Raw genomic sequence first — 23,053 nt, forward strand, 5'->3', positions numbered from 1 at the left:
AGACCGAGACAGACGGATCCCGCCGGGCCACCGGCCCGGCGGGAAGAGCGGAGAGGTGATCGATGGGCGTCGCGGGATCCTTCCCCGGCTTCGCGGGGAGGCCCCCCGTCCCGGTCATGGACCGGGAGGAGGCGGACCGTGCGCTGGCGCGGCTCGGGGCGGAGCACGAGGCCATCGAGACCTCGCTCCTCGCGCTCCAGGACCATGCCGGCCGCCGGCTCCTGGAGGGCGCCGAGCTGACCGGCGTCACCCGGGAGCGCTGGGCCGTGACCGAGCAGTCGATCACCCTGCTGTGGGGCTATTTCGACGCGTACGCCGGGGCCCTGTCAGAGGCCCGGGAGATCCGTGCGCGGCGGCGCCACCCGAACCGGGAGGACCTCGCCGCGCTGACGGAACTGCTGCGCGGCGAGTCCGTCACCGTCGCCAACCCGGGTGCCGTGCCGCCGCCTTCGGTCACGGGCCCGGCCAGGCTCTCCGAGCGGTTCTCCCTCCAGGAACTGGTCGCCCGGATGAACGAGCTGTACGCCGGTTCCCTGGACATGGTCGTCTCCTCCGACTCCGTGTGGTCGGCGCTGCCCGCCCGGATCGACCTGCTCGCCGCCGAGCTGCACCGGACGCGTTCGCTGGCGCACTCCGTGGGGGTCCGGCCCGGTGAGCATCCGGCCGGGGACGACCTGGCGGAGATCACCGAGGAGCTGGCCACGCTGCGGGTGCAGGTGATCTCCGATCCGCTGGCGTTCTGGCTGCCGGGGCCCGGCAGCGCCGCGCCGGGCGGCGGCCGGCCCGACACCTCGCGCTACGACCGGGCGGCCCGCGCCCTGGAGGACGTACGGCGGGAGATCGAGGCGGTGCTGGCGGTCCGGCAGGACGCCGAGGCGCGGCTGGTGCGGCTGCGGGACGTGCTCTCGCGGGCCGACCGCACCCTGACGGAGGCGCGGGCGGCGCGCGGCGAGGTGCTGGCCAAGATCGCCGCCTCCGAGGTGCCCGCGGTCAGTGGGCCTCCGACCGCCCTCCAGGAGCGGCTGGCGGCGGCGGCGGACCACCGCAGGTACGCCCAGTGGCACCGGCTGTCTCCGCTCCTGGAGTCGCTGGAGCGGGAGGCCGAGGACGAACTGCTGCGCGCCCGGGAGTCGCTGACCTCGGTGACGGCCCCGCTGGCGATCCGTGCGGAGCTGCGCGGCCGGCTCGACGCGTACAAGGCGAAGGTGGCCCGGCACGGTCTGGCGGAGGACCCGGTGCTGATCGAGCGGTACGACGCGGCGCGCCGCATGCTGTGGAGCGCGCCGTGCGACCTGCGGGTGGCCGAGCAGGCCGTCCTGCGGTACCAGCAAGCGGTCGCGGACACGCTGACGCCTCACCGGCCCGACGGACCGCAGGACCGGTGGGGCACGGGCACCGGCACCGGCCTCGGCGACAAGGGGGAGACACGATGAGTACGCAGTGCCAGCGCCCCGGGTGCGAGGGGAACTACGAGGACATGGGCGGCGGTGAGCTGTACTGCGACACCTGCGGTCTGGCTCCGGTCGTCTCGCCGACGGGCATGGTCTCCTCGCCGCCGACCGGGATCGCCGGGGGCGGCCGGGCGAGCAGCCGGGACAGCTCGTCGGGGCGCTCCGGCTCCCGTGCCTCCGCGCGCTCCTCGTCGCGTTCGTCGACCTCGCGCCGCTCGGTCTCCGGCCGGCTGTCGCGCTCGTTGTCCGGGGCGGCCACATCCCGTTCGGTCTCGGTGCGTTCCTCGGGCTCGACGTCGGCGGCCTCGGCCCGGGGGCGGCTCGGCGTCGGTCTGGTGGAGGTCCCGGTCGTGCCGCGGCCCGATCCGCGCACGGCGGTGATGAGGAACCCGGAGGTTCCCGAGCGCAAGCGGTTCTGCTCCCGCTCGGACTGCGGTGCGCCGGTGGGCCGTTCGCGCGGTGAACGGCAGGGCCGCACCGAGGGGTTCTGCACCAAGTGCGGCCACCCGTACTCCTTCGTGCCGAAGCTGGGCGGCGGCGACATCGTGCACGGCCAGTACGAGGTCGTGGGCTGTCTGGCGCACGGCGGGCTCGGGTGGGTGTATCTGGCGGTGGACCGGGCCGTGTCGGATCGCTGGGTGGTCCTCAAGGGCCTGCTGGACACCGGCGACCAGGACGCGATGGCCGCCGCGATCTCCGAGCGCCGCTTCCTCGCCGAGATCGAGCACTCCAACATCGTGCGGATCTACAACTTCGTCGAGCACCTCGACCAGCGGACCGGCTCGCTCGACGGCTACATCGTGATGGAGTACGTCGGCGGCAAGTCGCTCAAGGAGATCGCCAACGAGCGCCGCACCCCCACCGGGGAGCGCGACCCGCTGCCGGTCGAGCAGGCCTGCGCGTACGGGATCGAGGCGCTGGAGGCGCTCGGCCACCTGCACAGCCGCAACCTCCTCTACTGCGACTTCAAGGTCGACAACGCGATCCAGACCGAGGACCAGCTCAAGCTGATCGACATGGGCGCGGTGCGCCGCATGGACGACGACGAGTCGGCCATCTACGGGACGGTCGGCTACCAGGCCCCCGAGGTCGCGGAGCTGGGTCCGTCCGTCGCCTCCGACCTGTACACGGTGGCCCGGACGCTGGCGGTCCTCACCTTCGACTTCCAGGGGTACACGAACGTCTTCGTGGACTCGCTGCCGGACCCGGACACCGTCGAGGTGCTCCGGACCTACGAGTCGTTCTACCGGCTGCTGGTGCGGGCCACGGACCCGGACCCGGCCCGCCGGTTCGCCTCCGCCGCGGAGATGGCCGAGCAGTTGACGGGGGTGCTGCGGGAGGTCGTGGCACTCCGGACGGGCCGGCCGCGTCCCGCTCTGTCGACGCTGTTCGGCGCGGAACTACGCGTGACCGACACCGAGTTGTTCGCCCGGCAGACGGACGACGTCTCGCGGCTGGGCGGCCGGGAAACCGGCTCGGGGCGCGGCGGGCTCCGGGGCCGCCGCAAGGGCAGCGGCCGTTCGCCGTCCGGCGTTCCCGCGCAGGGCGGTACGTGGCAGGCCCACGGCGGCACGCCGGCGGCGGCGCCGGGGGCCGTGACGTCCGCGGTGGCCGGGGCGCTGCCGGTGGGCGCCCAGCCGCCCGGACCCGCTGGGGCACCCTCGTCGTCTCCGGCGGGGGCCTCTGCGCTGGCGGTGCCGCCGACCCATGTCCGGGGCTCGGCGCAGGGCGGCGCCCCGCTCGCGTACGCTCCCCCGGCGCAGGCTCCGCTCCCGGCGCCCCGGGCCGCCGAGCCGGCCCCGGACCCGTCCGTCGGGCCGTACGTGGCGACCGGACCGTACGGCCCCTTCGGGACGACCTCCGGGGGCGTTCTGCTCGCCCTGTTCGACACGCGGGCCACGGCACTGGCGCTGCCGGTCCCCCGGGTCGACGCGAGGGATCCGAACGCCGGTTTCCTCGCCGGTCTCATGGCCTCCGCCCCGGCCGAGCTGATCACGGCCCTGCACACGGTGCCGGCCCCCTCGCTGGAGACCCGGCTGCGGGAGCTGCGGGCCCGGCTGGAGATGCGGGAGCTGGAGTCGGCCGCCCGTGCGCTGACCACTCTGGAGGGTGAACACCCGGACGACTGGCGGGTCGTCTGGTATCGCGGCGTGACCTCGCTGGTGACCGGTGACCACGAGACGGCGGCACTCTCCTTCGACGCGGTCTACGACGCCTTCCCCGGGGAGATGGCGCCCAAGCTGGCGCTCGGGATCTGCGCGGAGGTGCTGGGCCAGCTGGACAACGCCGCCGAGTACTACGGCCTGGTGTGGGCGACGGATCCGGGGTTCGTCAGCGCCGCGTTCGGCCTGGCCCGGGTACAGATCGCCGCCGGTGAGCGGGCCGGGGCGGTGCGCACCCTGGAGTCGGTGCCGGAGGCCTCGATCCACTACACGGCGGCGCGGGTCGCCGCCGTCCGGGCGCGGCTGCGCGAGCGCTCGCACGGGGAGCCGCTGCTGGCCGACCTGACGGCCGCCGGTATCCAGGTGGCGGCGCTGGCCGCCTTCGGCCTGGACCCGGTGCGTCACGAGCAGTTGTCGACCGAGGTGCTGGGCAAGGCGCTGGACTGGGTACTCTCCGGTAGTCCCGGTGTTCCGGGACCGGTCGGGCCGGTTGCCGGTCCGCCGGGTGCACGCAAGCTGCTCGGCGCCGAACTGAACGAGCGGGGACTGCGGTTCGGGCTGGAACGCTCGTACCGGATGCTCGCCCGGCTCGCGCAGCGGGGCGACGAGAGGATCGAACTGGTGGAGCGGGCCAACCGTTTCCGCCCCCGAACGTGGGTGTGAAGATGTCACAGAGCCACCAGCAGCCCGCCCTGTCGAAGTGCCCGGGCTGCGAGGAGCCGCCGGCTGCGGGCGACCTGTTCTGCGGGGCGTGCGGCTACGACTTCTCGGCCGTACCGGCGCGCCCCGCCGACCGGCCCACGATGGCCATCACCGTGCCTCCTGGCGCCCCGGCGGAAGGCACCCGGTGGCCCGCCGCCGAGGAGACCGACAGCTCCGACATGCCCGCGCCCGTGGTCCGCCCGGCGGACGTGCCGGGGACGGACTCGGCCGGCAGGCCGCTCACGGAGCCGGACGCGCCGGACACGGTGTCCGGGCCGGACTCCCCGCCGCCCGGGCCGGTGCGGGCGGGCGGGCCGGAGCCCGCGGCGGCCCGGGTACGGCACGACGACCGGGCGGCCCCGGGCGGAACGGAGGCCTCCGGGGACTTCGCGCCGGCCGCGCCCGACCCCCGTACGGCGGAACACACCGCCGCGCCCGCCGCTCCCGGGGCGAAGGTCTGTGTGGCCTGCCGCTCCGGCCGGGTGGACCCCGACGGCTACTGCGAGAACTGCGGGCACGCCCAGCCCCGTGAGCGCGACCACATGGAGCAGGAGCTCGACGCGGTGGCCGCCGTCAGCGACCGGGGCCTGCGCCACCACCGCAACGAGGACTCCTTCGCGGTGTCCTCGACCGCCCTGCCGGACGGCTCGCCCGCCGTCGTCGCGATCGTCTGCGACGGCGTCTCCTCGGCGAGCCGGCCCGACGAGGCGTCGGCGGCCGCCGCGAGCGCCGCCAACGAGGCGCTGCTGGAGTCCCTGCCGCGCGGCACGCACCCGCAGCAGGCGATGCACGAGGCGATCGTCGCCGCGTCCGAGGCGGTCAACGCCCTGGCGCGGGAACCCGCCGGGGCGAGGGAGCACGACGCGCACAGCCACCAGAACGCCCCGGCCTGCACCCTGGTCGGCGCGATCACGGCGGGCGGCCTGCTGGTCGTCGGCTGGGTCGGCGACAGCCGGGTCTACTGGGTGCCGGAGGACCGGACCCAGCCGACCGCCCGGCTCACCGAGGACGATTCCTGGGCCGCGCAGATGGTCGCGGCCGGCCTGATGAACGAGGCGGAGGCGTACGCCGACGAGCGCGCGCACGCCATCACCGGCTGGCTCGGCGCCGACGCGTACGAACTGGAGCCCCACACCGCCGCGTTCAAGCCGGACCGGCCGGGCCTGGTGGTCGTGTGCACGGACGGCCTGTGGAACTACGCGGAATCCGCCGGGGAGATGGCCGCCGCCGTCCCGGCCGACGCCCAGCAACAGCCGCTGCGCGCGGCGCAGGTACTCGTCGGGCACGCCCTCGACGGCGGGGGCCACGACAACGTAACAGTGGCGCTACTGCCGTTCGCCGTACGGCCGGACGGGGCAGGATCGGCCTGCGAAAGCGTTTGAGCCGGTTCTCCGCCCCTGCCCCGGCCTTGTGTCAGCCGCCCGCGTCCTTCCATCACGTGATTCCCCGTGGAGCCTCAAGGAGCCGACCAGATGGCCAACTTCTCCAAGTCGAACGTGCCCCAGTTCTCCGTCGAGGTGTACCAGAACGCGTTCCTGCCCGAGGGCGGCCGTGAGGTCAACGCGATCGTCACCGTGACCTCGACCGGCGGCGGCACCACCGGCGGCGTACCGCTGGCGGGTTCGGCGCCCGCGCCCGCGTACGGGCCGGGGCAGGGTCCCGACGCGGCCGTGGTGCTGATGGTCGACTGCTCGGGCTCGATGGACTACCCGCCGACGAAGATGCGCAACGCGCGCGACGCGACGGCGGCGGCCATCGACGCCCTGCGCGAGGGCACCCGGTTCGCGGTGGTCGCCGGGACACATGTGGCCAAGGACGTCTACCCGGGCAACGGGCGGCTCGCGGTCGCCGACCGGCAGACGAAGGGCCAGGCCAAGGAAGCCCTGCGGAAGCTGAGCGCGGGCGGGGGCACCGCGATCGGCACCTGGCTGCGGCTGGCCGACCGGCTGCTGGGCGCGGCCGAGGTGGACATCCGGCACGGCATCCTGCTGACCGACGGCCGCAACGAGCACGAGGCGCCCGAGGACCTGCGGGCGGCCCTGGACTCCTGCGCCGGCCGGTTCACCTGCGACGCCCGCGGGGTGGGCACCGACTGGGAGGTGAAGGAGGTCACCGGCATCGCCGGCGCCCTCCTCGGCACGGCCGACATCGTGGCCGATCCGGCGGGCCTGGCGGCGGACTTCACGCGGATGATGGAGAACGTCATGGGCAAGGAGGTCGCGGACGTGGCGCTGCGGCTCTGGACGCCGGTGGGGGTGGAGATCCGGTTCGTGAAGCAGGTCGCGCCCACGGTCGCGGATCTGACCGGGCGGCGGACCGAGGCGGGCCCGCGCGCCGGTGACTACCCGACCGGCTCCTGGGGCGACGAGTCCCGCGACTACCACGTGTGCGTCCTGGTGCCGGAGGCCGGGATCGGCCAGGAGATGCTGGCCGCCCGGGTCTCGCTGATCCTGCCCGACCCCTCGGGCGCGGGTGCTCCGCAGACGCTCTCGCAGGGGCTCGTACGGGCGGTGTGGACGGACGACATGGTGGCGTCGACCTCGATCAATCCGCAGGTCGCGCACTACACGGGCCAGGCGGAGCTGGCACAGGTCATCCAGCAGGGCCTGGACGCACGCAAGTCGGGTGACCTCGACGGCGCGACGGCGAAACTGGGCCGCGCGGTGCAGCTGGCGTCGGCGTCCGGTAACCAGGACACAGCGAAGCTGCTTTCGAAGGTGGTCGACGTCGTCGATGCCGCGACAGGTACTGTGCGACTGAAGGCGAAGGTTGCGGAAGCGGACGAGATGACCCTCGAAACGCGCTCCACCAAGACCGTTCGCGTCAAGAAGTAACACGGCACGGTCATCGAACGATCACCGGGCCGTGAGCACAGAGCAACCCTGCGTACGCGTCGGGCGAGGACGCCCGCGATCGACAAGCATGACGGCCTTGGGGCCGGAAGAGGAGAGGGGGAAGCGCCGACATGCCGACCTGCCCGAACGGACACCAGTCGGGTTCCGAGGACTGGTGCGAGGTCTGCGGACACCGCATGGCCAACGGTGGTGCGCCCTCGGGCGCGGTGCCCCCGCCTCCTCCGCCGCCGCCCGCGCCCGGTTACGGCTACCCGCAGCAGGATTCCGGCGGTGGCCAGCCCACCATGCAGGCGGAGCTGTGCCCGCAGTGCCGCACGCCGCGTGAGGCGATGGCGCCGTACTGCGAGGAGTGCCGCTGGAACTTCCTCACCAACACGGCGACCTCCTACACCCCGCTGGCCCCGCAGCACGGCACGCCCGGCGGACCTCCGCCCGGCCTCAACCTGCCGCCCGGATTCCAGGCGCAGAGCCCCGGCGGCCCCGGCGGACAGCCTGGCCCCGGCGGCCCGGGCGGACAGCCTGGGCCCGGTGCTCCCGGCGGCCCCGGTGCTCCCGGTGGCCAGGGCGGTCCGCCCGGCGCACCTCAGCCGCGCGACCCGTTCGACTACCAGGGCTCACGTCCCTCGCAGATGAACCGCCCCGCCGAACCGCTCGCCCCCGAGCAGAACGGCCCGCAGGGGAACGGCGGTCAGCAAGGGAGCGGCATCCAGGGCGGGCCTCCCCCGCAGGCGTTCCAGCAGGCGCCCCCGTCGCCGCCGCAGCAGTCCGGACCCTCGCCGTTCGAACCCCGGCAGCCGGCTCCCTCGACGCCCTCGCCGTTCGAACCGCAGCCATCAGCCCCCTCTCCGTTCGAGCCCCAGCAGGCCTCGCCGTTCGCGCCGCCGCAACAGCAGCAGCAGTCGGCGCCGCCCGGGCCGCCGCAGCCGCCGGGGCACACCGGCGGCGGGGACGACTGGATGCTGCCGCCGCCCTCCCGGGCGCAACAGGCCCCACAGCCGCCGCAGGCGTTCCAGCAGCCGGGCCCCCACCAGGGGCAGGACCAGAACCAGGACCAGGGATACGACCAGGGCCGGCAGCACGGCGGGGCGCCGGGCCAGGGCCGGCCCCAGGAGTCCGCCTCATGGACCGCCGTGATCGCTCCCGACCGTGCGTACTTCCTCGCGATGATGCAGCGCAGCGGCCCCGAGGCGACCGGGCTGAACCTGCCCGCGTACTCCCCGGAGCAGCGCCTTCCGCTCACCGGGAGCCAGATCACCATCGGGCGTCGCCGCCACAGCACCGGCGAGTCCCCCGACCTCGATCTGTCGGTGCCCCCGGAGGACCCGGGCGTCTCGCACCAGCACGCGGTACTGGTGCAGCAGCCCGACGGCGGTTGGGCGGTCGTGGACCAGAACTCCACCAACGGCACCACGCTGAACGGCGCCGAGGACCCGATCCAGCCCTACGTCCCCGTACCGCTCCAGGACGGCGACCAGGTGCACGTCGGGGCGTGGACGACGATCACGGTGCGCCGGGACTGAGGCGGGCGCGGCGCCTCATCCGGCGGCGAGCGGCCAGGTGTACGGGCCCTGCGGGTCGTCGAGCCAGGCCCACTGGCCGCCCTGGCCGACCGTGATGCCGTACCTCTCCCGCTGCGGGCGCTCCTCGCGCTCCCAGAGGGAGAGGGCCTCATGGGGATCGAGGGTGCCCGCGGTCAGCGTCAGGAGGAACCGGAAGAGATCGTCCCCGGCGACCCGGCGCGGCAGCCCGCCGAGGTGCGGCAGCTCGCCGGGGCCCGGGAGCGCCCCGCGCAGGGGCACGAAGTACGCCGGGGTGTGCAGGAAGTGCCCTTCGGCGCGCGGGCCGTGCGCCGTCGTGCGGACCTGGAGCAGAACGAGGCCGGTAGCGAGCGGCGCGAGGATGCGCGCCCCCGGACGGCACTGTTCCGGCCAGGCCTCCGGCACGGACGGCAGGGTGCAGGTCGCGATGATCCGGTCGTAGGGGGCGCGTCGCGGGCAGCCCCGGGCCCCGTCGCCGGTGACCACCGTCGGGTGGTACCCGGCCGCAGCGAGATGGCTCCGGGCCGACTCCGTGATCTCCGGGTCCAGGTCGACGCTGGTCACCGCGGAGTCGCCGAGCCGGTGGGCGAGCAGCGCCGCGTTGTAGCCGGGGCCGGTGCCGATCTCCAGGACCGTGTGTCCGTCCCGTACGTCGAGGGCGTCGAGCATCAGGGCCATCAGGGACGGCTGGCTGGAGGACGAGACGAGTTCGCCGTCCTTGAGCCGGGTGGCCAGCGCCTCGTCCGCGTACACGCCGCGGAGCCAGCGGGAACGCCGTTCGGGGTCGGGGTCCTCGCCCCAGAGGCGCTCGAAGCCCCGGATTCCGTGCACGTAGTAGAACGGCACGAACAGATGGCGGGGCACCTCGGCGAAGGCGGTGCGCCACGCGGGATCGGTGAACGCGCCCCGCGCGGCGATCTCCCGCACGAGGGCTTCCCGCGCCGCGTCGGTCTCGGCGTCGGTCGGGGAGGGGCCTTGCCGGTGTGCACCCATGTCTCCACTGTCCTGCGCCGGAGCCGCGCGTGCGAACGGCGACGGGCCGGAGGGGCGGGAGGCGGAGCGGATACGGCGGGGCGGTATGCGGCCGGTGGTCCCCGTCGGGCGGTATCCGGCGGCGGGCTCCCCGTCCGACGGTATGCGGACACCCCGTCCGGCGGTATTCGGCCGGGCTCCCGGTCCTTGGTCCTAGGACCCCCGTTCCCGGTCGGTGCGTCTGCGACCATGGACGGGTGACTGAGATTCCGCGCGACACGCTTCAGGAGCAGACCTTCTACGAGCAGGTCGGCGGCGAGGCGACCTTCCGGCGCCTGGTGCACCGCTTCTACGAGGGCGTGGCGGGCGACGAGCTGCTGCGGCCGATGTATCCGGAGGAGGACCTGGGGCCGGCCGAGGAGCGGTTCGCGCTGTTCCTGATGCAGTACTGGGGCGGCCCGCGCACCTACAGCGACCACCGGGGCCACCCGCGGCTGCGGATGCGGCACGCGCCGTTCCGGGTGGACCGGGCGGCCCATGACGCCTGGCTCGCCCATATGCGGGTCGCGCTGGACGAACTGGGGCTCGCGCCCGAGCACGAGCGGCAGCTGTGGGACTACCTGACGTACGCCGCCGCCTCGATGGTCAACACCGCCGACTGATCACCGTCGGCCGGTACCAGCCGGCTGGTAACCGCCGACTGACAACCGGGCAACCGGGCAGCCGTCGACTGGTAACCGGGCAACCGTCGGCTGGTCACCCGGTAACCATCGGCTGATCACCGCCACCAGCGCCCACGGGCCCCATCGGCACGTTCTGTAACCGGGCGCCTCCGGAATTCGACACCGCGCCTCCGCATAACGATCACGATCGCATCAAGGTGCACCTGCGAGCGGTTACCAGAACCTGTCGCCTCTGAAAGCATCACCCGTACGTCGGGGGGCGTGCGCACGCGGTGTTTCCGGGGCTGGGGGATCAGGTGACGGGTTTCGTCCTTCTGCGGGTGAGGGCTCATCGCCTCCTGCTGTCCGCGGCCGTCCTGGCCGTCCTGCTGACCACCTCCGTCCTGGCGGCGCTCACCGCGCTCGTAGGTTCCGTGGGCGACGCGGCCCTGCGCCACACGCTCACCCACGGATCGGCCGCCTCCGCCGCCCTCGTCGTCTCCGCGTCCGTCGACCACGACCAGCGCGCGGAAGCCGACGAAGCCGTCCGCACGGCTTCCCGCGACGCGTTCGACGGCCTGCCCGTGACCGTGGGGAAGCTGGAGAGTTCGGGGTCGTACGCGCTGCCGCGGAGCCTCCAGGACCCGGCCGCCCGGCGCGGCGAGCCGGACCTCACCCACTTCGCCGCCCTCGACCCGAGCCGGGTGCGGATCACCGGGGGCAAGGCGCCCGAAGCCCCCGACGGCGCCGGCCCCGTCCAGGTCGCGCTGCCCGTCGTCGCCGCCGAGGCGCTGAAGCTGAAGCCGGGCGCGCGGCTCACCGTCACCGACCGGCTGCACGACAAGAAGCAGCAGCGGGTCCTGGTCACCGGCGTCTATGAGGCCGCCGACCGGTCCGACCCGTACTGGCAGCTGGACCCGCTCGGCGGGCGCGGGGTGCGCAAGCTCGCCTTCACGACGTACGGCCCCCTGCTCACCGACCCCTCGGTTCTCGCCGCCGGCGTGCTCAGTGAGGGCGAGACGTCCTGGCTGGCGTCCGCCGACTTCGCCGAGCTGACCACCGGCTCCATGGAAGGGCTGCGCGAGACGTCGGCCGCCGCCCCGAAGGCCCTCGCGGCAGCACCGGTGTTCGCGTCCGGGCTCACCGTGCGGACGTCGCTGCCCACCGTGCTCGACCAGCTCGACCGGGCGCTGCTGGTCTCCCGTTCCACGCTGATGATCGTCGCGGTGCAGCTGGTGCTGCTCGCCGCGTACGCCCTGCTGCTCGTGGCCCGGCTGCTGAACAGCGAGCGCGACGGGGAGCGCGAACTGCTGCGGGCCCGGGGCGGTTCGCGGGGCCGGATCACCTCGTTCGCCGCGATCGAGGCGCTGATGCTCGCCGTGCCCGCCGCCGTGATCGCCCCCCTGCTCGCGGGGCCGCTGACCGGACTGCTGGCCGAGCGCGGCGCCCTGGCCCGGATCGGGCTGAAGGTCCAGGAAGCCTCGACCGGCACCGTGTGGCTGGTCTCCGCTGCCGTCGCGCTGGCCTGCGCCCTGGCCGTGGTGGCTCCGTCGCTGGCGGCCGGGGCGGGTGGGCGCAGGACCCGGGCCGCGTCGCTGCCCGGCCCGGTGCGGGCGGGCGCGGACCTCGGGCTGCTCCTCATAGCGGCGGTGGCGTACTGGCAGTTGGACCGGCAGGCCGGCAGCGGGGCGCTCAGCGGCGACCAGGCGGGCAACCTCGGGATCGACCCCCTGCTGGTCACCGCTCCGGCCCTGGCGCTGCTCGCCGGGACGGTGCTCACGCTGCGTCTCCTGCCGCCCGCGGCGAAGCTCGCCGAACGGCGTGCGGCCAAGGGCCGGGGGCTTCCCGCGGCCCTGGCGGGCTGGCAGTTCAGCCGGCGCCCGTTGCGCGGCGCGGGGCCGGTGCTGCTGCTGGTCCTGTCGGTCGCGATGGGCATGCTGGCGATCGGACAGAGCGCTTCCTGGAACCGCTCGCAGTCCGACCAGGCCGACTTCGGCTCCGGCGCCTCGGTCCGGCTCGTGGGCGGGCACGGGAGCGGTCCGGCGACGGCCGGCGCCTACAGCGCCCTGGAGGGGGTGCGGCAGGCGGCGCCCGCGTACCGGGCGACGGTCGAGGCCTCCGGCGGGCGGACCGCGGAGGTCCTCGCCCTGGACACGGCCCACGCGGACGAGCGGATGCTGTTGCGTTCCGACCTCGCCGACGGGAGCCCCCGCGAGCTGTTCGCGGCCATCGCTCCGGAGCGGGCGCCGCGCCCCGGGCTCGTACTCCCGAAGGACAGCACCCGGCTGAAGCTGGATCTGCGGATCACCACGGTGTCGCCGAAGCGCTCCGGGTCCGCCGCGCCCACGGACGAGGCACCGCCGGTGGTCACCGTGCTCCTGGAGGACCGCTACGGGCTCCCCTACCGGGCCCTGGCCGGTCCGGTGCCCGTGGACGGCCGCCCGGTCCCCGTGTCCGTACCGGTGTCGGCGGCGGGCGGTCTGGCCGTGACGGGCCTGGAGGTGGACGCCGTGCCGCCGTCCGACCACGCGCAGAAGCGGAGGATCTCGGTGAGCGACGTACGGGTGGTCACCGGCTCCGGCTCCGGTTCCGGCTCCGAACGCCAGGTGGCGGCTACGGAAGCGGTGCGCTGGGACGCGTCCATGACGCTCACCGAGTTCGGTGAGGACCGGCCGGGCAAACCGCCGGTGCGCAACGGGACGTCGGGCGTGCCGGACTTCACGTACGACACCGGGGTGGGCAGCCAGAACACCTGGGAGCAGGCCTCCAGCACCTTGCGGATCACCGCCGCCCGGCCGAAGGCCGCGGCGCTCAAGGCGATCGCGACGGACGCCTATCTGAAGAGCACAAGCTCGAAGCTGGGCGACGAGATCGACGTCACCCTGGCCGGGAACACCGTCCGGGTGACCCTGGCGGAGGCGGTGCGGCGGCTGCCGACCACCGGGGCCGCCGAGGCGTCCGGCGCCCCGGACCCGGTGGCGAGCGGCGGCGCGCTGCTGCTGGACCTGAAGGCCGTCACCGAGGTCCTGGCCCACCGGCCCACCGCCACGATCGAGGCGAACGAATGGTGGCTGAGCGCCGACCCGGGCGACGCCGCGAAGACGGCCGCCGCCCTGCGCGCCCTGCCGGACACCGATCCGGCCCAGGTACTGGTCCGGGCGGAGGCCGCCCAGCGGCTGGTGGACGACCCGCTGGGGGCGGGGCCGCAGTCGGCGCTGCCGGCCGTGGCGGTGGTCGCCGCCGCGCTGGCGGCGGTCGGCTTCGCGGTCAGCGCCTCGGGCTCCCGGCGCGAACGCTCCGCCGAGCTGGGCGTGTTGCGGGCGCTCGGCGCGCCGCGCCGCCAGCTGGCCCGCATGATCGCCGCCGAGCAGGGCGTGCTGATCGCGCTCGCCCTGCTCATCGGGCTCGGCATCGGCACGGTGCTGACCCGGGCCGTCGTCCCGCTCATCGTGCTGACCGGGCAGGCGGACCGGCCCGTTCCACCGGTGCTGGTCGAGCTGCCCGCCGGGCAGGTCGCGGCGCTGCTGGCCGGGGTCGCCGCCCTGCCTCTCGTGATCGTCGCGACGATGGCGCTCCGCCGCGGAGACCCGGCGGTCACGCTGCGCCACCAGGGGGACCACTGACATGCGTCACAACGACCGGGCGGCCACCGCCCCGTGGATCCGTACCCGGCTGCGTACCGCTCCCGGCGCCGCGGCGGCGCTCACGGTGCTGGTGCTGGTGACGGCGTTCCTCGCCGCGGCGTTCCCGCGGGCGGTGGACGCGTACGAGACCAAGGGGCTGCGCCACGACATCCTGACCGCGGACGCGGGCCGCAGCACCCTGGAGGTCACCCGCCCGCAGCCCGGACTGGAACTGCCGCGGGCGCAGCGGGACGCCGAGGTGCGGAGCCCGGAGCTGGAGCGGGTCGGGGCCGAGCTCCTGAAGGCCCTGCCCGCGCCGCTGCGGGCCGACACGGCGTCGGTCGCGTACGGCGTGCGCACCACGAAGCCGGCCGTCGCGAACGAGCCCTGGCTGCCGAGGCCCGAAGCGCTTCCACCGCAGCTCACGTATGTGGCGCAGACAGGGCTGAAGAAGCACGCCACCCTGGCCTCGGGCGCCTGGCCGACGACGCCGCGGGAGGTGACCTCGGACTCCCGTGCGGTGCAGGGCGCGGTCACCAAGGACACGGCGGCCGAGCTGAAGGTGAAGGTCGGCGCGACCATCACGCTGCTCACCGCGGCCCAGGAGCCCATCACGGTGACGATCACGGGCATCGTGGCTCCGCGTGACCCGCACGGCCGCTACTGGTCGGCCGATCCGCTGCTGCGCACCCCGTCCCTGGTCCTGGACCCCCAGAGCCCCTTCCCGCAGCACTACTGGACCGGCACCGTGCTGCTGGCCGAGGACGCCGGTCCCGCGCTCCTGAGCACGGCCGCCGAGCCCTCCCTCTTCTGGCGGATGCCGCCCGACCCCGCCCGGCTGACCGGCACCGACGGCGCCCGGCTGACGTCCGTCATCGCCTCGCTGGAGAGCGGCCCCGGGCTGCTGAAGGTGCGGGAGATCGCCGAGGACACCGCGGTGTTCTCCACCGGCCTGGGTCACATCGTGGACGCCAACGCGCGGATGCGCGACGCGATCAGTCCCGTGATCGCGGTCGCCGCCCTCGGTATCGGCTCCGTGGCCGCGGTCGTCCTGCTGATGACGGGGGCCCTGATCGCCGCCCGCCGCCGCGGCGAACTGTCGCTGATGCGCTCACGCGGCGGCTCGCTGCGCGGCATCGGCGGCCGGCTGCTCGCGGAGACCGCCGTGACCGTGCTGCCCGCGAGCGCGCTCGGGCTGCTGCTCGCGGTGCTGGCCGTGGGCGAGGGCCGATGGTGGCCGGGAGCCTTGGCAGCGGCCGGGGTCGGCCTCCTGGTGTGCGTCGCCCTGCCCCTGCGGACGACGCTCCAGCACATCCGGCCCACGCTGGGCACGGCCCGCGAGGACATGGTGAGCGCCCGGCCCTCGCGTCGGCGGACCGTCGTCGAACTGACCCTGCTCGTGCTGGCGGTCGGCGCGGTGACGGCGCTGCGCCGTCGCGGCACGTCGGCCGAGGGCGGCGCCGACCTGCTGGTCAGCGCCGCGCCGGTGTTGGTCGCGCTGATCGCCGCGCTGGTGCTGGTTCGGCTCTACCCGCTGCCCCTGCGGCTCGCCATGCGCCCGATGGCCCGGCTGCGCGGGGCGATCGGCTTCCTCTCGCTGGCCCGCGCCGGGCGTTCCTCGGCCGGTGGGGCGCTGCCGCTGCTGGCCCTGCTGCTGGCGCTGGCCACGGCGGCGTTCGGCGGCTCGGTGATCGCCGGCATCGGGGACGCGCGGGACGACGCGGCGCTGGCGTCCGTCGGCGCGGACGCCCGGGTCAGCGGCGTGGGCGAGCGGGCGACGCTGCCCGACGAGCTGGTCCGCACGGTCCGCGGTCTGGACGGCGTACGGAGTGCCGCGCCGATGCGGGTCGAGTACGGCGTGGCCATGCCGGAGGCCGTGGCCGGTGGCGGCGACGGTGGGGCGAAGGGCGGCGGCGTCGGTTCGGATGACGCGGCTACGGGCACGGGGAGCGGCAGCGCGGGCGATCTGAGGGCCGCGGCCCTGGTGGGCGTCGAACCCGGCTCGTACGCCCGGCTGGCCCGCTCCCACGGGCTGCCGGCCTTCCCGGCCGCGCGGCTGAAGGCCACCGGCCCCTCCGCGCCGCCGCCCGACGGCGCGAAGCCCGACCCCGAGCGGGTCCTGCCGGCCATCGCCTCCCCGGCGGTGGCGGCCCGGTTGGGCAAGGAGCCGCGCGCGATCGTGACCCTGTCCGGGGACTTCAAGGTCCAGGTCGTGGGGACCACCGCGCGCGCCGCCGCGGTCTCTCCCACGGACTTCCTGATCGTGAACGCCGCCTCCCTGGAGCAGAAGGCGCCCACCACGCTGCTCCTCACGGGCGCACCGGACCCCGGGAAGCTGCGCGCGGCGGTCGGCGAGAGCGGCAAGAAGTTCGTCGTCCAGCTGCGTTCCGAGGAGCGCGCGCGGTATGTGAACACCCCGATGCAGGCGGGGGCCGAGCGGATCTACCTCGCGGCCGTCGCGGCGGGCGCCGGCTACGCGCTGCTGGCCGTCCTGCTGTCGCTGCTCCAGACCGCGCCGGAGCGCAGGACGCTGCTGGCGCGGCTGCGCACGATGGGGCTCACCACCGGGCAGGGCAGGCGGCTGCTGGCCTTCGAGGCGACACCGCAGGCGCTGCTGGCGGCGGGCGGCGGCCTGTTCACCGGCTGGGCGACCATCGCCCTGCTCTCCCCCGGCGTCGATCTGGGCCCGCTGGCGCTCGCGGGCGTCGCCGGGTCCGACCCGAGCCCCGTCATGCTGCGCACCGACCTCTGGTCGCTGGGGCTGCCGGCCGCCGGGGTGGTGGCGCTCGCCGCCGCCGTCGCGGGCGTCCAGGCGTGGTGGGCGAGCCGCCGCGGATCGATCACCGAACTCAGGGCAGGAGACTCCCGATGACCTCGTCCACCGAGACGGCAGGCACGGCCCGCGCGGCCGAAACGACGCTGGCGGAGCTGGAGCAGCGGGCCACGGCCCGGCGGGACCGCCCTTCCTACGGGCATGACGCGCTGATCGCCTGCGACCGCGTGGTGCGGATCTTCACCACGGACGGGGTCGAGGTGCAGGCTCTCCAGGGCCTCGATCTGCTGGTCACCGAGGGCGAGTTGATGGCTCTGGTGGGGGCGTCGGGCAGCGGCAAGTCGACGCTGATGAACATTCTGGCGGGCCTGGACGTGCCGACGGCGGGGTCGGCGAAGGTCGCGGGCTGCGATCTGCTGTCGATGGGCCCGAAGGAACGGCTGCGCTACCGCCGGGACGTGGTGGGGTTCGTCTGGCAGCAGACCGCCCGCAATCTGCTCCCGTATCTCACCGCGATCCAGAACATCACCCTGCCCATGCAGTTGCGCGGTGGCGGCGGCAAGCGTGACCGGGCGGCCCGCGCCGAGTCGTTGCTCAGCATGCTCGACATCGCGGACTGCCGCGACCGGCGCCCCCAGCAGCTGTCCGGCGGGCAGCAGCAGCGGGTGGCCATCGCGGTGGCGCTGGCCAACTCCCCGTCCGTGCTGCTCGCGGACGAGCCGACCGGGGAGCTGGATTCGGCCACCGGCGAGCAGGTCTTCGCCGCGTTCCGGCGCGCCAATGAGGAGTTGGGCACCTCGATCGTGATCGTCACCCATGACCAGGCGGTCGCGAACGAGGTGCGGCGTACGGTCGCCATCCGCGACGGCCGTACGTCCTCCGAGGTGCTGCGCCGCACGGAGGTGGACGCGGCGACGGGCCAGGAGTCGCAGGTGGCCCGGGAGTACGCGATGCTCGACCGGGCGGGACGGCTCCAGCTGCCCGCGGACTACACGCAGGCGCTGGGCATGGAACACCGGGTGCTGCTGGAGCTGGAGCAGGACCACATCGGCGTCTGGCCGGACGCGCACGGGTCACCGGAGAAGCCGGACACGCTCGCGCGGGAGCCGGAGAAGCCCGGCGCACTCGCGCGGGAGCCGGAGGAGAAGTAGCTGCGCCACCGGTCCGCCGGGTCGGCCCTGCGCGCCCTACGCGCCCTGCGTCCTGCCCGACCTATCCGACCGAGAGGCCGAGCCCGCCCAGGCCGCCGGCCGGGTCGCGGCGCAGCGCGATCGAGCCGAAGGGCGTCCGCAGCCGGAGCCAGCCGCCCGCGGAGAGCAGCGTGACGGGGAAGTCCGGGGCGGCCCGGAGGAAACCGAGGGACTGGGCCGCGTGGACGGCCCGGAGCGGAAGTTCCGTGGCGCCGACCGGCCGGGACCAGATCTCGCGGCCGATACCGTCCCGCTCGGCACGGGTGCGCCGCTCCTCGGGCAGCGCCTCGTCCCGGGTGCGGAACTCGGTGACGGCGGCCTCCAGCGCGGCGCGCAGGGCGTCCGGCCCCGGCAGTCCCGGCTGCTCCCGCCACGGCCCCCGGGGCGGCAGGACACCGGTCCAGGGCGGCCCGGTGACGGGGGCGGGCAGCGCACCGGCGCCCGGCCCCGGCCCGCCCTCGGGGTCGCCGGGGCGGGGAACGTCGAGGGTCTCCAGCAGCTCCCCGGCCGACACCGTGACGTCGAGCGTCTCGGGGCGGGCCAGGCGGGCGGCGCGGATGGCGAGGACCTCGAAGGAGGGCGGGCGGCCGAACACGGCCAGCGCGTCGCCGCCGCCCGCCTGCAACCGGACCGCGGCGGCCCGGTCGTAGTGGAGCAGCCGGCCGAGGAAGGCGGCGAGATCCGCCGCCTCCCTCGCGTCGGCGAAACGCAGCGACTGCACGGGCACGGTCATGCCGCGGCGGGCTCCTCCGTGAGGTACTGCTGGAGGAAGAGCTTCTCCTCGGCGGAGATCCGCCGGGGCCGCCCGGCCGCCAGGTCGTACGGCACGACGACGGTCGAGGCGCGTACGTACACCTGGTCGGGGTCCTTGATCTCATAGGCGATCGTCAGGGACGCGGCGCCTATCTTCGTGACCCACGACTCGACGGTCACCGGCTCGTGCCGGTGGACCAGCGGCCGTACGTAGTCGATCTCGTGACGGGCCACGACGGACCCGCCCGAGAACGACGGCGAGCCGTCCCCGGGCGCCAGCCGGAACATGAAGTCGATGCGCGCCTCCTCCAGGTAGCGGAGGAAGACCACGTTGTTGACGTGGCCGAAGGCATCCATGTCCGACCAGCGCAGGGCGCAGCTGTAGAGGTGACGAGCCAAGACGATCAGCCTCGCGTGAGCTTCTTGTACGTGGCACGGTGCGGGCGGGCCGCGTCCGCGCCGAGCCGCTCGATCTTGTTCTTCTCGTAGGACTCGAAGTTGCCCTCGAACCAGTACCACTTGGAGTCACCCTCGTAGGCGAGGATGTGCGTGGCGACGCGGTCCAGGAACCAGCGGTCGTGGGAGATGACCACGGCCGCGCCGGGGAACTCCAGCAGCGCGTTCTCGAGCGAGGAGAGGGTCTCCACGTCGAGGTCGTTGGTGGGCTCGTCGAGGAGCAGCAGGTTGCCGCCCTCCTTGAGCGTCAGCGCCAGGTTGAGGCGGTTGCGCTCACCACCGGAGAGGACGCCGGCCGGCTTCTGCTGGTCCGGGCCCTTGAAACCGAACGCGGAGACGTAGGCGCGCGAGGGCATCTCGACCTGGCCGACGTTGATGTAGTCCAGCTCGTCCGAGACGACGGCCCAGAGGGTCTTCTTCGGGTCGATGTTGGCGCGGGACTGGTCGACGTAGGAGATCTTGACCGTGTCGCCGATCTTGACCGTGCCGCTGTCGGGGGTCTCCAGGCCCTGGATCATCTTGAACAGCGTGGTCTTGCCCGCGCCGTTCGGACCGATGACGCCGACGATGCCGTTACGGGGCAGCGTGAACGACAGGTCGTCGATGAGTACCTTGTCGCCGAAGGCCTTCGAGAGGTGCTCGACCTCGACGACGATGGAACCGAGCCGCGGGCCCGGCGGGATCTGGATCTCCTCGAAGTCCAGCTTCCGCATCTTGTCGGCCTCGGCCGCCATCTCCTCGTACCGGGCGAGACGGGCCTTGGACTTGGTCTGGCGCCCCTTGGCGTTCGACCGCACCCACTCCAGCTCCTCCTTGAGGCGCTTCTGGCGCTTCTCGTCCTTGCGGCCCTCGACCTTGAGGCGGGCGGCCTTCTTGTCGAGGTACGTGGAGTAGTTGCCCTCGTAGGGGATCGCGCGGCCGCGGTCGAGCTCCAGGATCCACTCGGCGACGTTGTTCAGGAAGTACCGGTCGTGGGTGACGGCGACGACGGCACCCGAGTATTTCGAGAGGTGCTGCTCCAGCCAGTTCACCGACTCGGCGTCCAGGTGGTTGGTGGGCTCGTCGAGGAGGAGCAGGTCCGGGGCCTCGATGAGCAGCTTGCAGAGCGCCACGCGGCGCTTCTCGCCACCGGAGAGGTTGGTGACGGGCCAGTCGCCGGGCGGGCAGCCCAGGGCGTCCATGGCCTGCTCCAGCTGCGCGTCCAGGTCCCAGGCGTTGGCGTGGTCCAGGTCTTCCTGGAGCTTGCCCATCTCGTCCATGAGCGCGTCGGAGTAGTCGGTCGCCATCAGCTCGGCGACCTCGTTGAAGCGCTTGAGCTTGCCCATGGTCTCGGCGGCGCCGTCCTGGACGTTCTCCAGGACGGTCTTGCTCTCGTCCAGCTTCGGCTCCTGCATGAGGATGCCGACGCTGAAACCGGGCGAGATGAAGGCGTCACCGTTGGAGGGCTGCTCCAGGCCCGCCATGATCTTCAGCACCGTGGACTTACCGGCGCCGTTGGGCCCCACGACACCGATCTTCGCGCCGGGCAGGAAGTTCAGATTGACGTCATCGAGAATCACCTTGTCGCCGTGCGCTTTGCGCGTCTTGCGCATGGTGTAGATGTACTCAGCCAAGAGAAACCGTCCGGCAGCAATAGAGGTGTGGGCAGATACACCCCATCTTGCCTGACGGCCCTCCCCGGACGGAAACCCGTCCGGGGATCGACACACGAGCAGCGTCACTCCCCACGCACGGCCGCTCACCCACCGTCGGTGTGCGGACCGTTCCGGCGGAGGAGGAAGACCACGCCTCCGCCCACGACGAGCAGTCCGATGGCGACGGCGGCGAGCATCGGGGTGGCGCTGGAGCCGCCGGTCTCGGCGAGGTCGCCCGCCGGCCCCGAGACGGCGGAGCCGGTCGTGGCCGGGACGGACTGCTGGGCGCTGCGCGTGCCGATGTCGTTGCCGGCCTCGCCCTCGCTCTCGCCCTCGCGGTCCAGGACGCTGCCGCTGGTGGCGCAGTCCAGCATCCCGGTGAAGGTCCTGGCGAAGCCTGCCGGCCCCGTGATGGTGAAGTCGTACGCCTGGTCCTCGGCGACGGGGACCGTCACCGTGCGGGTGGCCCCGGCGGCGATGGTGTGCTCGGTTCCGGCCAGCTCGAAGGTGAACGGTTCGTCGCCCCGGTTGACGGCCGTGACGTCCACGCCGCCCGCGGCGCAGTTCTTCCGCGCGGTCACGGCGGGGGCGGCGCCCTTCTCGGCCCAGGTGGCGGTGGCTCGCGCGGAGACCGTGGACTCGCTGGAACCGGCCAGGATCTGGGTCTGGGTGCGGCCGGTCCCGGCGAAGGCCCGGCCGACCGGCACGGAGGTGGTGGCCTGGACGGCCAGGGAGGCGGTGCCGTCGGCGGTGTCCTTCGGCACGGCGAAGTAGAGCCGGTCCCCGTCGGCCGCGGCGGTGACGGGAACGCCCTTCTCGTCCGTGACCGTGATGCCGCTGGCCGCCGCGTCCACCGGGGGCGACACCGAGACCTGGTCCGCGGCGGTGCGGACCGTCACGGGGCCGAGGCGCTCACCGGCCCGGCCGGAGACGGCGGCGGGCTCCAGGGTCAGCGAGGCCCGGGGCTCCTTCGCCTCGCGCGCGTTGCGGTGCAGCCAGTCGGCGAGCTTCTCCGCCTGCTTGTCCGACGCGGTGACGTCGGCGTTGTCCGAGTAGCGCCAGATGGCGACCTGGGTGCCGGCGGCGGCGGTCCGCTCGGTCAGCGGGCCGGTGCCGGCCGCGTCGGCGAGCGCGGCCAGGTCGTCGACCTGGGGGTAGGAGTGCTGGAGGATCCAGCGGATCTTCCCCGCGTTCCGGTTGCCGCCCAGCGAGGTCTCGGCCCAGGGGGTCTCCAGGTACTTCGCCTGGTCCTGGGTGGGGTTGTGGAGGTCGATGCAGTAGGTCTTGAGCTTGCCGCCGCCGTCCACGGTCATCTCGAAGAGCCCGGCGGGCAGTTCCTGGGTCCGGTCGGGCGCGTCGTTCTTCCCCGGGATGCGGAGCACGGCGCTGTCGAAGGTCTTCAGCCCGTCGAGCACCGCGGCCGCGCCGCCGTGGTGCCGGCCCGGGTCGTCGGCCGCCGCCGGTCCGGCGCCGACGAGCGCGGCAGCCGCGACGAGACCGGAGAGCAGCAGCGCGGCGACCGGGCGGAGGATCCCGCGGCCGGGGGGCGCCCCTGTCGTGCCGGACGACGCAGCGGACGCTGAAGACGCAGAAAACACAGAATTCCCCTCCGGGCGAGACCCTCGCGCTTGGTGCGCGTGTGGGGAATGCCTCGCCAGCAGACCCAAGTGACCCGTGAGCACTGGGAATCCTAAAGAACGGGCGAAGGGCAGTCCCCCGTACTGCCCTTGCACAACCATTCCGAATCGGAATCGTTATCGCACGATGGCTGGCGCCGTTGTCGCCGATCAGCCTTTTCAGGACACCGCCGCCGCCGCGGCGGCGTGTTCCCGTGGTTGCGGCGACTCCCGCACATCGCCTTCCGTGACGCGCTCCGGACGCTCCGTCAATACGGCTTCCGCTCTGGCCGCCCGGCGGAAGGCGGCCGTTCCCCGGCTCAGGTCGTGGCCGACGGCGACGGCCTCGACATCGACGAACGTCCGGCGCTGACCGGCCTGTTCCTCCTCACGGACCTTCAACCGGCCGTGCACGACCAGGGGTTCTCCGACCGAAACGGAACCGGCCAGATTCGCCGCGAGCGTCCGCCAGGACCAGACGGTGTAGAAGCTGGTGCGGCCGTCGGCCCAGAGCTGTTTCTCACGGTCCCAGCGCCGCGGAGTCACGGCGAAACGGAATCGCGCCATTCCGCCCGTGGCCGTCTCCCGGAACTCCACCGCCGTCGCGGCGTTGCCCACCAGTGTCACCAAGGTCTCGTTCATTTCCCGCCCCGCTTTCCCGTCGTA

General features: G+C 73.9%; 15 protein-coding genes. 9 read left to right on the forward strand and 6 right to left on the reverse strand.

Translation table 11 applies throughout. The features are described from left to right. Positions 1–62: 62 nt before the first annotated feature. The 5 genes from PSQ21_RS10185 to PSQ21_RS10205 all read left to right on the forward strand — a co-directional run bounded on the left by PSQ21_RS10185 (position 63) and on the right by PSQ21_RS10205 (position 8,690). Positions 63–1,433 (forward strand): hypothetical protein, encoded by a 1,371-nt coding sequence (locus PSQ21_RS10185; RefSeq protein WP_274030118.1) that lies wholly within the window; start codon positions 63–65, stop codon positions 1,431–1,433. Next, positions 1,430–4,276 (forward strand): serine/threonine-protein kinase, encoded by a 2,847-nt coding sequence (locus PSQ21_RS10190; protein ID WP_274030119.1) that lies wholly within the window; start codon positions 1,430–1,432, stop codon positions 4,274–4,276. The genes PSQ21_RS10185 and PSQ21_RS10190 overlap by 4 nt, the downstream gene beginning before the upstream one ends. A 2-nt stretch (positions 4,277–4,278) precedes the next feature. Next, positions 4,279–5,697 carry a PP2C family protein-serine/threonine phosphatase gene (locus PSQ21_RS10195; protein WP_274030120.1) on the forward strand — a complete coding sequence of 473 codons (1,419 nt, stop codon included), beginning with the start codon at positions 4,279–4,281 and terminating at the stop codon, positions 5,695–5,697. Positions 5,698–5,787: 90 nt separating this feature from the next. Further along, positions 5,788–7,149, forward strand: a complete 1,362-nt coding sequence (locus PSQ21_RS10200) for a vWA domain-containing protein (RefSeq protein WP_274030121.1) — start codon at positions 5,788–5,790, stop codon at positions 7,147–7,149. A gap of 131 nt (positions 7,150–7,280) precedes the next feature. Next, positions 7,281–8,690, forward strand: a complete 1,410-nt coding sequence (locus tag PSQ21_RS10205; RefSeq protein ID WP_274030122.1) for an FHA domain-containing protein — start codon at positions 7,281–7,283, stop codon at positions 8,688–8,690. A gap of 15 nt (positions 8,691–8,705) precedes the next feature. Here PSQ21_RS10205 and PSQ21_RS10210 read toward each other — a convergent pair whose 3' ends face one another. Next, on the reverse strand, positions 8,706–9,701 hold the full coding sequence (locus PSQ21_RS10210; RefSeq protein ID WP_274030123.1) for a methyltransferase domain-containing protein: 996 nt from the start codon (positions 9,699–9,701) through the stop codon (positions 8,706–8,708). Positions 9,702–9,937: 236 nt separating this feature from the next. Here PSQ21_RS10210 and PSQ21_RS10215 point away from each other — a divergent pair, with 236 nt between their 5' ends. The 4 genes from PSQ21_RS10215 (at position 9,938) to PSQ21_RS10230 (ending at position 17,889) form a co-directional block, all read left to right on the forward strand. Next, entirely contained in the window at positions 9,938–10,342 is a 405-nt protein-coding gene (locus PSQ21_RS10215; RefSeq protein WP_003969111.1) for a globin, read from the forward strand. 317 nt (positions 10,343–10,659) lie between these two features. After that, positions 10,660–13,965, forward strand: a complete 3,306-nt coding sequence (locus PSQ21_RS10220) for an FtsX-like permease family protein (protein WP_274030125.1) — start codon at positions 10,660–10,662, stop codon at positions 13,963–13,965. Position 13,966: 1 nt separating this feature from the next. Then, positions 13,967–16,837 (forward strand): ABC transporter permease, encoded by a 2,871-nt coding sequence (locus PSQ21_RS10225; protein WP_274030126.1) that lies wholly within the window; start codon positions 13,967–13,969, stop codon positions 16,835–16,837. Further along, complete coding sequence (locus tag PSQ21_RS10230) at positions 16,834–17,889, forward strand: ABC transporter ATP-binding protein (RefSeq protein WP_274030127.1); 1,056 nt, start codon at positions 16,834–16,836, stop codon at positions 17,887–17,889. The genes PSQ21_RS10225 and PSQ21_RS10230 overlap by 4 nt, the downstream gene beginning before the upstream one ends. Before the next feature lie 61 nt (positions 17,890–17,950). Here the strand turns inward: PSQ21_RS10230 and PSQ21_RS10235 are convergent, their stop codons facing one another. The 5 genes from PSQ21_RS10235 to PSQ21_RS10255 form a co-directional block, all read right to left on the reverse strand. Next, positions 17,951–18,661, reverse strand: a complete 711-nt coding sequence (locus PSQ21_RS10235) for a hypothetical protein (protein WP_274030128.1) — start codon at positions 18,659–18,661, stop codon at positions 17,951–17,953. Further along, complete coding sequence (locus PSQ21_RS10240) at positions 18,658–19,080, reverse strand: acyl-CoA thioesterase (protein ID WP_097868618.1); 423 nt, start codon at positions 19,078–19,080, stop codon at positions 18,658–18,660. The genes PSQ21_RS10235 and PSQ21_RS10240 overlap by 4 nt, the downstream gene beginning before the upstream one ends. A gap of 5 nt (positions 19,081–19,085) precedes the next feature. Then, on the reverse strand, positions 19,086–20,750 hold the full coding sequence (gene ettA, locus PSQ21_RS10245) for an energy-dependent translational throttle protein EttA (RefSeq protein WP_274030129.1): 1,665 nt from the start codon (positions 20,748–20,750) through the stop codon (positions 19,086–19,088). Positions 20,751–20,875: 125 nt separating this feature from the next. Then, positions 20,876–22,369: a Cys-Gln thioester bond-forming surface protein gene (locus PSQ21_RS10250; protein WP_274030130.1), complete on the reverse strand. Its 1,494-nt coding sequence runs from the start codon at positions 22,367–22,369 to the stop codon at positions 20,876–20,878. A 198-nt stretch (positions 22,370–22,567) separates the two neighbouring features. Beyond that, a complete protein-coding gene (locus tag PSQ21_RS10255; protein ID WP_274030131.1) occupies positions 22,568–23,029 on the reverse strand; it encodes a single-stranded DNA-binding protein in 462 nt (153 codons plus the stop codon). Positions 23,030–23,053 lie beyond the last annotated feature (24 nt).

Source organism: Streptomyces sp. MMBL 11-1, from assembly GCF_028622875.1.
GTDB lineage: Bacteria > Actinomycetota > Actinomycetes > Streptomycetales > Streptomycetaceae > Streptomyces.